Source organism: Novosphingobium sp. SG751A (assembly GCF_013149295.1).
Taxonomy (GTDB): domain Bacteria; phylum Pseudomonadota; class Alphaproteobacteria; order Sphingomonadales; family Sphingomonadaceae; genus Novosphingobium.
The window spans coordinates 242,790-255,628 of record NZ_JABGCB010000008.1 but is presented as its reverse complement, the minus strand read 5'-3'; the positions used below and the strand labels follow the sequence as shown (position 1 = coordinate 255,628).

Annotated in this window: 12 protein-coding genes; 6 read left to right on the top strand and 6 right to left on the bottom strand. The window is 62.1% G+C overall.

What is annotated here, in order from left to right:
• Nucleotides 1-250 precede the first annotated feature (250 nt).
• The 4 genes from FHW96_RS13125 to FHW96_RS13110 form a co-directional block, all read right to left on the bottom strand.
• On the bottom strand, nucleotides 251-1,483 hold the full coding sequence (locus FHW96_RS13125; protein ID WP_216650883.1) for a diguanylate cyclase: 1,233 nt from the start codon (nucleotides 1,481-1,483) through the stop codon (nucleotides 251-253).
• Between the two features lie 456 nt (nucleotides 1,484-1,939).
• Nucleotides 1,940-2,692 (bottom strand): DNA-binding domain-containing protein, encoded by a 753-nt coding sequence (locus tag FHW96_RS13120; RefSeq protein WP_172341015.1) that lies wholly within the window; start codon nucleotides 2,690-2,692, stop codon nucleotides 1,940-1,942.
• Nucleotides 2,683-2,817: a DUF692 family multinuclear iron-containing protein gene (locus FHW96_RS13115; protein WP_371815711.1), complete on the bottom strand. Its 135-nt coding sequence runs from the start codon at nucleotides 2,815-2,817 to the stop codon at nucleotides 2,683-2,685. The genes FHW96_RS13120 and FHW96_RS13115 overlap by 10 nt, the downstream gene beginning before the upstream one ends.
• A gap of 259 nt (nucleotides 2,818-3,076) precedes the next feature.
• Nucleotides 3,077-4,075, bottom strand: a complete 999-nt coding sequence (locus tag FHW96_RS13110; protein WP_172341014.1) for a LysR family transcriptional regulator — start codon at nucleotides 4,073-4,075, stop codon at nucleotides 3,077-3,079.
• A gap of 131 nt (nucleotides 4,076-4,206) precedes the next feature.
• Here FHW96_RS13110 and FHW96_RS13105 point away from each other — a divergent pair, with 131 nt between their 5' ends.
• Genes FHW96_RS13105 through FHW96_RS13095 form a run of 3 tightly spaced genes read left to right on the top strand, consistent with a single transcriptional unit; the run spans nucleotide 4,207 to nucleotide 7,005 of the window.
• Nucleotides 4,207-5,664: an NAD-dependent succinate-semialdehyde dehydrogenase gene (locus FHW96_RS13105; protein WP_172341013.1), complete on the top strand. Its 1,458-nt coding sequence runs from the start codon at nucleotides 4,207-4,209 to the stop codon at nucleotides 5,662-5,664.
• Nucleotides 5,665-5,686: 22 nt separating this feature from the next.
• On the top strand, nucleotides 5,687-6,025 hold the full coding sequence (locus FHW96_RS13100; RefSeq protein WP_172341012.1) for a carboxymuconolactone decarboxylase family protein: 339 nt from the start codon (nucleotides 5,687-5,689) through the stop codon (nucleotides 6,023-6,025).
• Nucleotides 6,022-7,005, top strand: a complete 984-nt coding sequence (locus FHW96_RS13095) for an NAD(P)H-quinone oxidoreductase (protein WP_172341011.1) — start codon at nucleotides 6,022-6,024, stop codon at nucleotides 7,003-7,005. The genes FHW96_RS13100 and FHW96_RS13095 overlap by 4 nt, the downstream gene beginning before the upstream one ends.
• Before the next feature lie 279 nt (nucleotides 7,006-7,284).
• On the opposite strand, the gene FHW96_RS13090 is transcribed toward FHW96_RS13095, so the two are convergent.
• Together FHW96_RS13090 and FHW96_RS13085 are read right to left on the bottom strand one after the other, a co-directional pair.
• On the bottom strand, nucleotides 7,285-7,689 hold the full coding sequence (locus FHW96_RS13090; RefSeq protein WP_172341010.1) for a hypothetical protein: 405 nt from the start codon (nucleotides 7,687-7,689) through the stop codon (nucleotides 7,285-7,287).
• A gap of 322 nt (nucleotides 7,690-8,011) precedes the next feature.
• Entirely contained in the window at nucleotides 8,012-9,001 is a 990-nt protein-coding gene (locus tag FHW96_RS13085; RefSeq protein ID WP_172341009.1) for an aldo/keto reductase, read from the bottom strand.
• A 114-nt stretch (nucleotides 9,002-9,115) separates the two neighbouring features.
• Between FHW96_RS13085 and FHW96_RS13080 the strand changes: the two genes are divergently transcribed.
• The 3 genes from FHW96_RS13080 (at nucleotide 9,116) to FHW96_RS13070 (ending at nucleotide 12,825) form a co-directional block, all read left to right on the top strand.
• Nucleotides 9,116-10,009, top strand: coding sequence for a LysR family transcriptional regulator (locus tag FHW96_RS13080; protein ID WP_172341008.1), 894 nt, complete (start codon nucleotides 9,116-9,118; stop codon nucleotides 10,007-10,009).
• A gap of 130 nt (nucleotides 10,010-10,139) precedes the next feature.
• Nucleotides 10,140-11,234, top strand: a complete 1,095-nt coding sequence (locus FHW96_RS13075) for an alpha/beta fold hydrolase (RefSeq protein WP_172341007.1) — start codon at nucleotides 10,140-10,142, stop codon at nucleotides 11,232-11,234.
• A 4-nt stretch (nucleotides 11,235-11,238) separates the two neighbouring features.
• The gene (locus FHW96_RS13070) at nucleotides 11,239-12,825 is read left to right on the top strand and encodes a carboxylesterase/lipase family protein (RefSeq protein ID WP_172341006.1); all 1,587 of its coding nucleotides are present in this window, start codon (nucleotides 11,239-11,241) and stop codon (nucleotides 12,823-12,825) included.
• The last annotated feature ends 14 nt before the right edge of the window (nucleotides 12,826-12,839 follow it).

The following is a 12,839-nucleotide window of genomic DNA, read 5'->3' as shown; positions in this document are numbered from 1 at the left end:
ACATCGGTTATGAATCTGCCAGCGCCTTCAGCACCGCCTTTCGCAAACGCCTCGGCGCCCCGCCCGGCAGCTTTGCCAGAATGATGGGAGAGGCGCTGCTGCCCTCATTGCAAACGTCTTAGCGATCAATACAATGTGCCATAAGCTGCCCTTAGTTCACACCGGCAGCGGAGGTCACAGTTGATCTGGGCCGCAGACCTAAGGAAGCTGGAAATGCGGTTGCAGGCGATGGCCGTTCCACCGCGAATCCCTATGCAACCTGAGCTGCCTTATGTCCCGCCTCTTTGGGCGGCATGTCTGCGCCGCCTTGCACCACGCGATTGCGGCCACCGTTTTTGGCCGCGTACAATGCGCTGTCGGCCAAGGCCACGAGCGCCTTCCAGTCGGTCTTGCCGGTAACAGCCGTGCTGTATCCCACGCTGACGGTGCATGTCACCGTGTCGCCCGAAGGCAGGTCATAGCTCCATGCCTCAACGGCCTCGCGCAGGCGTTGGGCAATCGAACCAATGATGGCGGTGTTGTCATGGTTGAGCAGCACCATGAATTCCTCGCCGCCGATGCGGGCCAGCAAATCACCTTCGCGCATGGATTGTGACAGGACCTGCGCTATGCCGATCAACACCTCATCCCCGACCGCATGGCCCCAACGGTCATTGATCGCCTTGAAATGATCGACATCGAGCATCACCACAGCCAGAATTGGTCCGTTTGGATGGGGCTGGGCCGCGCGCCTTTCGCCCTCGCTCCAGATGACCCGCCGGTTGGCGATGCCGGTCAAGGGATCCTGCAGGGCGTGGCGGATCAGTTCCGCATCCAATTGGCGGGTCAACATCCACAGGTAGCTGGGCGTGATGCCCCACGTAAGCACCAATCGCGACATGAGGCCAAAGGTTGAGGTAGGCTCCACGCTGTGATCGCCCCCGGTGTGCACCAGCCACCATGCCACACGGATCAGCAGCATCAGCGCCCAGATAAAGTGAAACGAACCGGCAATGCGCGCCACCATCCGCCTTGTATCATCGAGGCAGTTCCAGAGCGCGATTCCGGAGGCAATCGTGACAATCACCCGCAGACTGCCACCCAGGATCACCAGCATGCGGTAATCCTCCCCGACCATAATGGTCCACAGGATCTCTGCCGCGCCCAGCGCCAGCGCCGGCCAAACGGCCCAGAAATCCCTCGCGCCGCGTCGGAAATAGGCATTGATGCCCAACAGCGCCATAATTGCTCCGGCATCGATGAACAGATTGCCGACCAGCGCCAGACCGGTAAAATCAATGTGAAATGCCGGCAAAATCAGCGTCGTGAAACCGGCGGCGATCAGAGCATAGGCCGAGCTCCACAAACCCAGCGCCCGCGCATTGCGCATATCAAAGCGCGTGATCCAAAGCGCAAGAAACAGGGCGCATGACAGTCCCGCCAACAGCGCATTGACAATCAGCAGCGTGCCCGCGTGGGCCAGCGAGGAAACCCATTCCATCATTTCTTGAATGTATCCGTCAGCGGCCCGTTGCCATCCGTTTGAACAGAGCGGGGCGCAGGCATACTGGCCAATTATGAAAAGATGGTATCCTCGGACGGATTGTTCTGCATCTCTATCGGGATGCTGGATAACAGGATGCCGCTTGAGAGCATTTGACCGTTCACTGGTCAGATATCAGTAAACTCTTGATCGGCCTACCAATCCAGATGAGTGCGAGAAGCCTTGCGCGAAAACGGGATCGGCACAGAATGGCGAAATGCCTTGTTCCGGCATCCCGCACAAGGTCGCAATAGAGCCGGAGATGGCGGTGTCTTTACACCGATGGGGATAGTTGCCGCCGTTGGTCTGTCCGGCAAGGCGTGGCTGTATATCCATGAACAGCCGTTGCGGATCATAAGCCAAGTGAACGGCCGCTATTGAAAAAACGGCGCAACTTTCTCCCTTTTTCCTAGGGCATCAAGCCTGCGCCGCAGCGATCAAACCGTCGCCGACCCAACGGGCCAGCCATTGCCCGATGGCGAGGATGCCTTTTTCCTCACCCCATCGAGCGACCGCATGTCCACATAATTGTCCGAAGGGCAGCGGTCCGTCGGCCAACATCTCCAGTATGGCGGCCTCCTCCCCGTCAAGCCTGCGCAAGCGGCAGATCCCATCCAGACGCCAGACCAGCACCACGCTCAACTCCTGTTGCTCCTGGGCAACGGGAGGCACCTGCCCCTCGGCCAACGCCATCCGGATTTCAGCGGCATTGGTATTTTGCCGCAGGATGACCAACGCCGGGATGACCTGCAACCATGCCGTGTCCCAATCCATGTCCGCCATCTGCGCGGGCTTCATGATCGCAGCATCCGCCCCAACAAAGACCTGCGACAGCGCCATTTCGATCCGCGCCAGCTCGCCAATCTCGCGGTCATGCGGATTTTCCATGCTCAGGCTGGCGGGCAGGCCCTTGGCATAATCATCCAACGTCCAACTGTGTGGGGGCACGCGATCGATATGGCGCGCAGCAACCCCGCGGAAATCCGCCTCCCCCATCCAGGCCATGGTTTGCGGATAGGTTTCCGCCAGACAGGCCATCAGGCTGGCGCGGTAATTGTTCTGATAGACCGCCAGCCCTTCCGCGCGGCGAAAAGGCAGGCGCTGTGCCTCTTCCTCATCACCGCTGGCCAACCAGCCCAGAAAATCGCTCTGCAAGGCGCTCAGACGCATGAGGCGATTTCCTCGGTCGCAATGGCTCGCGCCACATCCAGTTCGGCCAGCAATTCGGACAAAGGCGGAATATTATCATCCCGCTCGACCATCACTGCGGCATGCGGCGCCCGCGCCAGAGCCACACGTCTATCCCGATGCCTGGCCCACGCATCTGAGCTGGGCCGCGCGGCTGGTCCCGTTGATCCTGCGCGGTGGCGGGCGCTTCTCTCTGGACCGGTTCGTTGGCCAATGGGCTGCGTGAGCAACCGTCTTCAAAGCAGCCGTTTCCAGCCCGTATTCCCAGCTTCGGAGCCGGTCATTTGTTTACTTGGGTTAAAAGTGACGGAAACTTTGCTCCATCTCATCACCGATGATCTGCATGCCATCCCGCTGAGCAGATGATCACACGGTGGTTGGCAATTCGAGCATGGCGGGAGTGGGTACGAAAGAGGGCACCGCCGCCAATTGCGCCTCGGTTGGCTGATGGTCATGCGCCCAGACCGGCGGCGCCCCGATATGGGCACGCAGCGCCGCCATGAAAGCAGCCAGTCTGGCGCTGGCCTTGGGCAAGGCGCGCAGCACATAAATGCCGGCATCGCCTTCCGGTGGTCTCACATCATGAGGCAGCTTTTGCAGCAACCCAGCGCGCACATCCGGCCCAATCACCCATTCGGGCAACAGGGCGATGCCCATCCCCCGCAGCGCCGCCTGACGAAGCGCCTCGAAATCATCGCAACGGAACACGGTGCGTGAACTGGGCAACTGGGCCGTGGTGCAGCCCAGCACATGGCGCCAACCCAGCAGATCGGGCCCGTGCAGCTTGTCGATAAGGCGATACGCGCCAATCTCGTTACGCGCGGGAATGCCATACTGCGCCAGATAGGCGGGCTGGGCCACCAGTAACCGGCGATCAGATGCAATCTTGCTGGAAATCAGCGTGCTGTCAGCCAGATGGCCGATGCGGATCACCGCATCCAGCCGCTCCAGCACCGGGTCCGCCAGCCGCTCGGTCAAATCCAGTTCGATGCTGAAATCGGGGTGCTGCTCCATCAGCGCATGGGCGATGGGGATCACATAACGTTTGCCAAAGGTGGGGAAGCAGGCAAGCCGAAGGGTGCCCGTCACCGCATCTTCCAGCCCCAGCACTTCGGCACGCAGATCGACAAGTTCATCAAGGATCGGCTGTGCGCGTTCGAACACCAGCCGCCCCGCATCGGTCAGCGCCAGCGCACGGGTCGAGCGCACAAAGACGGCCGCACCCAGCCCCGCCTCCAGCGCATCGATCTGTCGCACGATGGCCGATGGTGTGACATTGCGCCGCCGCGCCGCGCCTGAAAAGCTGCCCGCACGTACAACATCGACAAGGACGGAGAGGTGTTCTGCAAAGCGGGGATCTTTCACCTTTGCGATTCTGGCACAAGCGTTTCGAGCAGGCAATGAATTATCGCCAAAGGCCAACGCGCTTAGAAGCAGAGGCACACCGCAGGACGGTGCTTCGGGGCTCCCCTCCCCGCCCCCCAAGGAGACATTCCATGTATGCTCTGAATACTCCGGTCGAGGACCGATTCGACGATCTGTACCTGTATATCGACGGAAAATGGGTGGAGGCGGGCAACCGCGACACCTCGCCCGTGATCAACCCAGCCAATGGCCGCGTGGTCGGCCGCGTGCCCCATGCCACGCATGAGGATGTCGAGCGCGCCTTGGCCGCCACGCAGCGCGCCTTTACGCTGTGGAGCCGCACGCCTGCCTATGACCGAGCCAAGGTGCTCAAGCGCACAGCCGAACTGATCCGCGAGCGCGCCGCCCATATCGAAGGACTGATGACCACCGAACAGGGCAAGGCATTGAGCGAGGCGAAGTATGAAGTGGCCAGCGCCGCCGATTATTTCGAATGGTTCGCCGAACAGGGCAAGCGTGCCTATGGCCGCGTTGTCCCCTCGCGCCGCCCCGAGGTGCAGCAGATCGTCAAGCGCCAACCGATCGGCCCAGTGGCTGCCTTCACCCCCTGGAATTTCCCGGCGATCACCCCGGCGCGCAAACTGGCCGCCGCGCTGGCCGCCGGATGCTCGGTCATCATCAAGCCGGGCGAGGAATGCCCTGCCACAGCGCTCGCCATCGGCCGCGCGCTGGAGGATGCGGGCCTGCCCAAGGGCGTGGTGCAGATCCTCTTTGGGGTGCCCGCCGACATCAGCGCGCATCTCATTGCCTCGCCCATCATCCGCAAGGTGACTTTCACCGGATCGGTGCCGGTCGGGCGCCTGCTGGCCGCGCAGGCCGCGCAGGGGGTCAAGCCCATCACGCTGGAACTGGGCGGGCACGGGCCGGTGCTGGTGTTCAAGGATGCCGATCTGGATGCGGCAGCACGGCTGGGCGCGGCCAACCGCTTTCGCGGCACGGGGCAGATCTGTATCTCCTCTACGCGCTTTCTGGTCCAGCGCGAAAGTCTTGATGCTTTTACCGAGAAATTCGTGGCGGCAACGCAGGCGCTCAAGGTTGGCGACGGGCATGCCCCGGCCACACAGGTCGGCCCGCTGTCGAACCCCCGGCAAGTGGAAAAAACCCAGGCGCTGATCGACGATGCCGTGGCGCGCGGCGCCCGCATCCTGACCGGCGGCAAGCCCATCCCCGGCCCCGGCTTCTTCTTCGAGCCCACCGTGCTGGCCGATGTGCCGCTGGACGCCCGCGTGATGCAGGAGGAACCCTTTGGCCCCGTCGCCATCATCCGCCCCTTCGACACATTCGAGGACGGCATGGAGGAAGCCAACCGCCTGCCCTATGCGCTGGGCGCCTATGTCTTCACGCAAGATGCCAAGACCGCGATACGCGCCGGCGACGAACTGGAGGCCGGGATGATCGGCATCAACCACTTCAGCATGATCGTCTCCGAACTGCCCTTCGGCGGCTTCAAAGAGAGCGGTTACGGCTCGGAAGGCGGCGAGGAAGGCATCGACAATTACCTCGTCACCAAATTCATCAGCCAGATCTGAGCCATTTTTCAGGAGACACCCCATGTCCGCCATCGACTTCTCCAGCCCGCGTGAGGCCGCCCGCGCCTTCACCCCCCAATTGACTCAATTCGTCGTGCAACCGCTCTATTCCCGGGTTTGGAACGATCCCGCGCTGACCAAGCGGGATCGCAGCCTGATCACCGTTGCCGCGCTCATCGCGCTGCATGCCGAACATGAACTGCCCGCACACCTGAAGCGGGCCCGCGAAAACGGCGTGACCAATAAAGAGTTGGGAGCGCTCATCACCCATCTTTCCTTCTATGCCGGCTTCCCCGCCGCCATCACCGCCTCGGCCATCGCCGCCGCCACGCTTGGCGCCCAACAGGGAGACGACCAATGAAGGCAATCCAGTTCGACGCTTTTGGTGACGCCGATGTGCTTCAGATCCGCGAGGTGCCCGATCCGGTGCTGCGCCCTACTGACCTGCTGGTGAAAGTCGCAGCCGCCGGGATCAACCGGGCGGACCTGAGCTTTCGCAACGGATTTTACGGCTGGGCCGATTTTGGAGACTCTCCCCTCATCGGGCTTGAAATGGCGGGCGAAGTCGTGGCGGTGGGCAGCGATGTGCCCGGCTACAAGGTGGGTGACCGGGTCATGGGCATCACGGGCGGCGGCGCCTATGCGCAGCTGGCCCGCATCGATTACCGCATGGCGCTGCCCGTACCCGGCAATCTGGACCTGGTCGAGGCGGCGGGCATCATGGAGGTCTTTGTCACCGCTCACGAAGCGCTGATCCATCTGGCGCAGCTTCAGCCGGGCGAATGGGCGCTGATCCATGCCGCCTCGGGCGGGGTCGGTTCGGCGGCGGTGCAACTGGCCAAGGCACGCGGAGCGCGGGTGATCTTCACCGCGCCGGGTGACCGGATCGACAAGGTGAAAGCCATCGGCGGCGATGTCGGCGTGGATTACAAGACACAGGATTTTGCCCGGATCGTGGCCGAAACCACCGAAGGGCGCGGCGTGGACGTGATCGTCGATTTCATCGGCGCGCCCAATCTGGAACGCAATGTGCGCTCGCTGAACTATGGCGGACGTTTGGTACAGGTGGGCATCATGGGCGGCGCGGCGGATGCAAAACTGCCGCTTGATGTCCTGCTCTACCGGCATCTGCGCATCATCGGCACGGTGATGAAATCGCGCGATCAGGCGGTGAAACATGCCATGGTCCAACGCTTTGGCGAAGCTTGGCTGGGACATTTCGCCGATGGCGCGGTCCGCCCGGTGATCGACAGCAGCTTCTCTCTCGAGCAGGCTCCCGAAGCCCATCGCCGGATGGAAACCGGCGCCAGCTTCGGAAAGATCATTCTACGGATGCTGTGACTTGCTGGCGAATAAGGGGCCGGTGTCAGCTGCGCCGGTCCCGAGTCCTCTTTTCGCCCGATTTTACGTGGCGGTGGCGATAGCCGCCGTCAGCGCGTGGGGTCCCGGCAAGGGGTTTTCGCCCCAAGACACGCCGTTCACGTCAGAATGTCAGCACGTCGAAGCCGACATCGGTTCAGCGTTCGGAGAAATTGTCTAGCTTGTTATGGGCAGTAAAACCTGGGGTAGCTCTGGATACGGATGGCAAGGGGTTGCCTTGCAAAACGCCCGTTGTGCCCATCACATTGGGCGATGCGGGAAGCGCTGAATCTCCAGAAACGACAGGATCTGCTGAAATACCAACTGACTGCGCAGCATGAATATGTGTGAGACCGGCAAGGTGATGTGATCGCCCATTCCATCGATCCGAGTGGCCGCAACGGAAACCTTGCCATCACTCGGCCCCCGCACGACCAGGCGAGGAGGGATCGGATCGAGAGGGCGGTCGTCAGCGATGACTCCCAAGAGGAAGGTGATGGCGGGCCGATCGCGAGACTTTGCCCCCACCGGCCCCAGCGCGACACGACCAAGCCGGAAGCGCGCAAGCAGATCGGCCCATTCGTTGCCGCCCGACGACGGGCCTAGCATCACCACGCTGCCTGACTGTGCTGGCCTCCATGTCTTGAACAAAGACAGTGCAACCAAGCCTCGAAGCGAATGGGTGACGAAGTGGATGGGGCATCCACCTCGGCTTCAATGGCCGCAATGCCAGGGCGAAGCTGGCGGATGAAGGCTGGCATGGGATGGATCAGGCGATGATAGGTCGGCGCCCATGTGGCGTACCCTCAGCCCTCAACTTGCGGTTCAGCCACGCCATCGACCGGCCACTGCACCGTCTGCCTGTGACGCGCAAACATACGCTCCTATCAGAAGCTGCCATTTCCAAGCAAATGGCGTGCATCCAATGCAGTCTCTCATTCCTTCTGAATTCGAAGCGTGGCCCGCGAAAAGAGGGCCACGCTTCCGATCACAGATAAGACATTTTAAGCACCGCCTCCGGCAACCGCGCGCCTTGCACCTCCAGCTTGGCAAAACTTGCTTCAATGGTTTCAATATCGCCTGCCGAAAGCTGCACATGCGCCGCGCCCAGGTTCTCTTCTACACGCGCCAGTTTGCGCGTGCCGAAGATCGGCACGATGAACGGCTTGCGCGCCAGCAGCCAAGCCAGAGCGATCTGCGCCGACGTTGCGCCCTTCTGGGCGGCCATATCGCGCAACAAGTCTACCACACCCTGATTGGCCTCACGCGCCTCCGCCGAGAAGCGCGGCGACCATGAACGGAAATCGGTAGGTGCCAATTCTGTCCCGGCATTGATCATGCCCGTCAGAAAACCTGCGCCCAGCGGGCTCCAGGGCACAAAACCGATGCCAAGCTCCTCGCACAGCGGCAGCACCTCGGCCTCCGGCTCGCGGGTCCAGAGCGAATATTCGCTTTGAATGGCCGCCACAGGCTGGACCGCATAGGCGCGGCGGATGGTGGCGGCGCTGGCCTCGCTCATGCCGAAATGTTTGACCTTGCCGGCCTCGATCAACTCTTTGACCGTGCCCGCCACATCCTCGATCGGCACGGTGGGATCGACGCGGTGCTGATAGAGCAGATCGATATGATCCATGTTCAGACGCTTCAACATCGCATCGACCACCCGCACAATATGATCCGGGCGGCTGTTGAGCCCGGCACCGCGCACGCCGGTTTCCGGGTCGATGTCAAAGCCGAACTTGGTGACGACAATCACCTTGTTACGCACCGGCGCCAGCGCCTCGCCCACCAGCACCTCGTTGGTCCATGGGCCATAGGCTTCTGCGGTATCAAAGAAGGTCACGCCAAGGTCATAGGCGCCGCGAATGACGCGGATCGCTTCCTCCTGCGAGGGCGCCTCGCCATAGGCGGAAGCAAAGCTCATCGTGCCAAAGCCGATTTCGGAAACATTCAGAGGGCCAAGTTGACGGGTCTGCATGGTGCTGCATCCTTTCGATCTGTCTTGATGACCTTTATAGGCGCCGCGCGATCTACAAACTAGACAGAGTAAAACGCTTAAGCCTATGATCTGATGTCATGAATGGGAGATGGCATGCGTAGCGATGATCTGGGCAATCTGGCCAAATTCATGACGGTGGCGCAGGAAACCAGCTTTACCCGCGCGGCGGCCAAGCTGGGCGTATCGCAATCGGCGCTCAGCCACTCGGTGCGGCGGCTGGAGGAAAAACTGGGCCTGCGTCTGCTGACCCGCACCACCCGCAGCGTGGCCCCGACCGAGGTGGGCGAGCGCCTGCTCGAAACGCTGCGCCCCGCTTTTGCCGAGATCGAGGACAAGCTGGCCTTGCTGACCGCCATGCGCGACAAACCCGCAGGCACGGTGCGCATCACCTGTTCGGCCCATGCCGCGCGGATGGTTCTGTGGCCCACGATCAACCGGATCATGCATGAGCACCCCGATATTCACATCGAATTGAACGTTAATTCCGGCTTTACCGATATAGTCAGCGGTCGCTTCGATGCAGGCGTACGGCTAGGGGAGAGCCTGGACAAGGACATGATCGCGGTGCGCATCGGACCAAGGGTGCGCATGGCCGCCTATGCCTCGCCTGAATATCTGGCGGCGCATGGCATCCCCCTCACCCCGCATGATCTGCAAAAACACGCCTGCATCAACCTGCGCCTGACCAGTTCAGGCGCGCTCTATGCTTGGGAGTTTGATAAGGGCGGGCGCGAGATCCGGGTCAAGGTTGAGGGCCATCTGGTCATCAACGATATGGACCTGATGGTCGAAGCGGCGCTGGCGGGCCATGGCATCGGTTTCAGCATCGAAAACCATGTCGAACACCATCTGGCCAGCGGTGCGCTGGTGCGCGTACTGGATGATTGGTGCGAGCCTTTCGACGGACTCTACCTCTATTATCCCAGCAGCCGCCAGCCAACGGTGGCTTTCCGCCTGCTGCTCGATGCGCTGCGCTATCGCGACTGATGACATCATTTCATGAGCTTATGCACAATTGCCTCGCTAATTCATGACGACAAAGTGATCTACTCTCAGCTTTGAACAGATTGCGCGCCCTTGCACCGGGCCGCGCGCAGCAAAGGCGAGGATGCAGATCATGGATAAACTGGCGCTTTCTCGGCGAGGCCTGCTGGCCGGGTCGGCAACGGTGGTGGCTACTGCCGGGCTGAGCAAAGCCGGGGCCCCAGCCAAACTTGCCCGCGCACCTTTGATGATCGAGGATCAGGGCAGCTTTGCCGTGGGCGGATCGGTGGTGACGGCGCCGGGCGCGGTGGACCAATATGCTCAAGGCACCACCGGCCAGACCCTGCACGGCGACCACGCCTATATCGCCTATCAGATCCCCGTTAGAGCCAAGCCGCTGCCCTTGGTGTTCTGGCACGGCATCGGCCAGTTTTCCAAGACTTGGGAAACCACGCCTGACGGGCGCGAGGGGTTTCAGAACATCTTTCTGCGCCGCCGCCACAGCGTCTATCTGATCGACCAACCCCGCCGGGGCCGGGCAGGCCGCACAACCGTTGCCAGCCCGATCAGCACCACACCTGACGACCAGCGCTGGTTCAACACCTTCCGTGTGGGCGTCTGGCCGGAGTTCAACCCCGGCGTGCAATTCTCGCGCGATCCCGAAGCATTGAACCAGCATTTCCGCCAGATGGTGCCCAGCACCGGGCCTTTCGATCTCAAACTGACGTCGGACGCCATCGTCGCCCTGTTTGACAAGATCGGCGCGGGCGTTCTGGTCACCCATTCGCACAGCGGCGGGCTGGGCTGGCAGACGGGGATGCACAACAGGAACGTGCGCGGCATCGTTTCCTTCGAACCGGGCAGCAACTTCCCCTTTCCCGAGGGCGAATTGCCTGCCCCCATCCCCAGTTCATCCGGCCCCATCGAACCAATCGCCGCGCCGATGGCCGAGTTCATGGCTCTGACGCGCATTCCCATCCTGATCGTCTATGGCGATTTCATCCCGGCAAAACCCGACCCCAACCCCGGCGCCGATGGCTGGCGCGCGCGGCTGGAAATGGCCCGCCTGTGGCGCGATGCGGTCAACAAGCGCGGCGGCGATGTGACCGTGATCCATCTTCCCGAAATCGGCATTCGCGAGAACACCCATTTCCCCTTCTCCGACCTCAATAATATCGAAGTGGCCGATGTGATGTCCGCCTTCCTCAAGCAGAAGAAGCTGGGGTAAAGCCATGAAACTCCTCCTGTCGATGACGGCCCTTGCGCTGCCCCTTGCCGCCCATGCCCAGAGCGTCCCAACCGCCTCAGGTCGCCTGCAGGGCGTGACGCAGGGCAATGTCACCAGCTTCAAGGGCATCCCCTTTGCAGCGCCGCCGGTGGGCGCGAACCGCTGGCGCGCGCCGCAGCCCGCCATGGCGTGGCAGGGCTTGCGCGACGCCGGCAAGTTCGGCCCGGACTGCGCGCAGCCTGCCTCTGCCTTTGGCGCTTCGGGCAATCCGGCGGGCATGTCGGAGGACTGCCTCACGCTTAACATCTGGCGCCCTGCCGAGGTGAAAGCGCGTCAAAAACTGCCGGTCATGGTATGGATCTATGGCGGCGGCTTTGCCGTAGGCAGCGGCGCGCAGCCTGCCTACGACGGCTCGTCCTTCGCGCGGCAAGGCGTGATCCTGATTACCATCAACTATCGCCTTGGCCGTTTCGGCTTCTTTGCCTTCCCGGCGCTAGACGCCGAACGCCCCATGGAAGCCAAAGGCAATTTCGCCCTGCTCGACCAGATCGCCGCGCTGCGCTGGGTGCAAAAGAACATCACAAATTTTGGCGGGGATGCGGGCAATGTCACGATCTTTGGCGAATCCGCAGGCGGCGTATCGGTTCATAATCTGCTGACCTCGCCCATGGCCAAGGGGCTGTTTCACAAGGCGATCATTGAATCGGGCGGCGGGCGTGACGGCACATTGACCGCCCGCCCGCTGCGCGCCGACAATGCCGATGCCAATTATCCGGTGTCGGCCGAAACGATCGGGCGCAATTTTGCGGCGCGCTATGGCATCGCTGGCGATGGCGCGGATGCGCTGGCCCAATTGCGCGCTCTTTCTACCGAACAGATCATCGACGGCGGGCAGGAAACCGCAGGCCCCAACGGGCCGCGCACCTATTCCGGCCCGATCATGGATGGCCGAGTCATCGTGGAAACCGCGCAGAGCGCCTATCTGGCCGGGCGGCAAGCCAAGGTGCCTCTCATGACAGGCTCAAACAGCGCAGAGGTTCCCGCCGGCTTTGTCCGGGGCGCCAACAAAGAGGAAATGTTCAACAGTTTCGGCAAGGGCAAGGCGGCGGCCATCACGGCCTATGATCCGCAGGGCGATGTCGATTTCGCGTTGCTCTCGGCGCAGGTGAACACCGACAGGGTCTGGGCCGAACCGGCCCGACTGACCGCCCGCGCCTTTGTCCAATCGGGCAATCCCGCCTTCGTCTATCGCTTCTCCTATATGGCGGACAGTATGAAGGACCGCTTCAAGCTGGGCGCGCCCCATGCCTCGGAGATCGACTTCGTCTTCGATACGGCAAAGGCCCACTATGGCGCGGCACTTTCCCCGCGCGACCAGTCTGTCGCCCGCCTCATGAACTCCTATTGGGCCAATTTCGCCAAGACCGGCAATCCCAATGGCAGGGGACTGCCGCGCTGGCCGCGCTTCAGCACAGCGGGCAGCGAGGTCCTCGACATTGCCTCTGACGGCAAACCCGTTGGCGGCCCGGACAAGACGCGCGCGCGGCTCGATGCCAACGAACTGGCCGGAGAGCCGGTCATCGCGCGTTGACCGGCTCAAGACGG

Coding starts and splice junctions, on each gene's coding strand:
- FHW96_RS13125 (WP_216650883.1), bottom strand. CDS start 1,483: ATGATGGAATGGGTTTCCTCGCTGGCCCACGCGGGCACGCTGCTGATT.
- FHW96_RS13100 (WP_172341012.1), top strand. CDS start 5,687: ATGTCCGCCATCGACTTCTCCAGCCCGCGTGAGGCCGCCCGCGCCTTC.
- FHW96_RS13085 (WP_172341009.1), bottom strand. CDS start 9,001: ATGCAGACCCGTCAACTTGGCCCTCTGAATGTTTCCGAAATCGGCTTT.
- FHW96_RS13070 (WP_172341006.1), top strand. CDS start 11,239: ATGAAACTCCTCCTGTCGATGACGGCCCTTGCGCTGCCCCTTGCCGCC.
- FHW96_RS13105 (WP_172341013.1), top strand. CDS start 4,207: ATGTATGCTCTGAATACTCCGGTCGAGGACCGATTCGACGATCTGTAC.
- FHW96_RS13120 (WP_172341015.1), bottom strand. CDS start 2,692: ATGCGTCTGAGCGCCTTGCAGAGCGATTTTCTGGGCTGGTTGGCCAGC.
- FHW96_RS13080 (WP_172341008.1), top strand. CDS start 9,116: ATGCGTAGCGATGATCTGGGCAATCTGGCCAAATTCATGACGGTGGCG.
- FHW96_RS13075 (WP_172341007.1), top strand. CDS start 10,140: ATGGATAAACTGGCGCTTTCTCGGCGAGGCCTGCTGGCCGGGTCGGCA.
- FHW96_RS13095 (WP_172341011.1), top strand. CDS start 6,022: ATGAAGGCAATCCAGTTCGACGCTTTTGGTGACGCCGATGTGCTTCAG.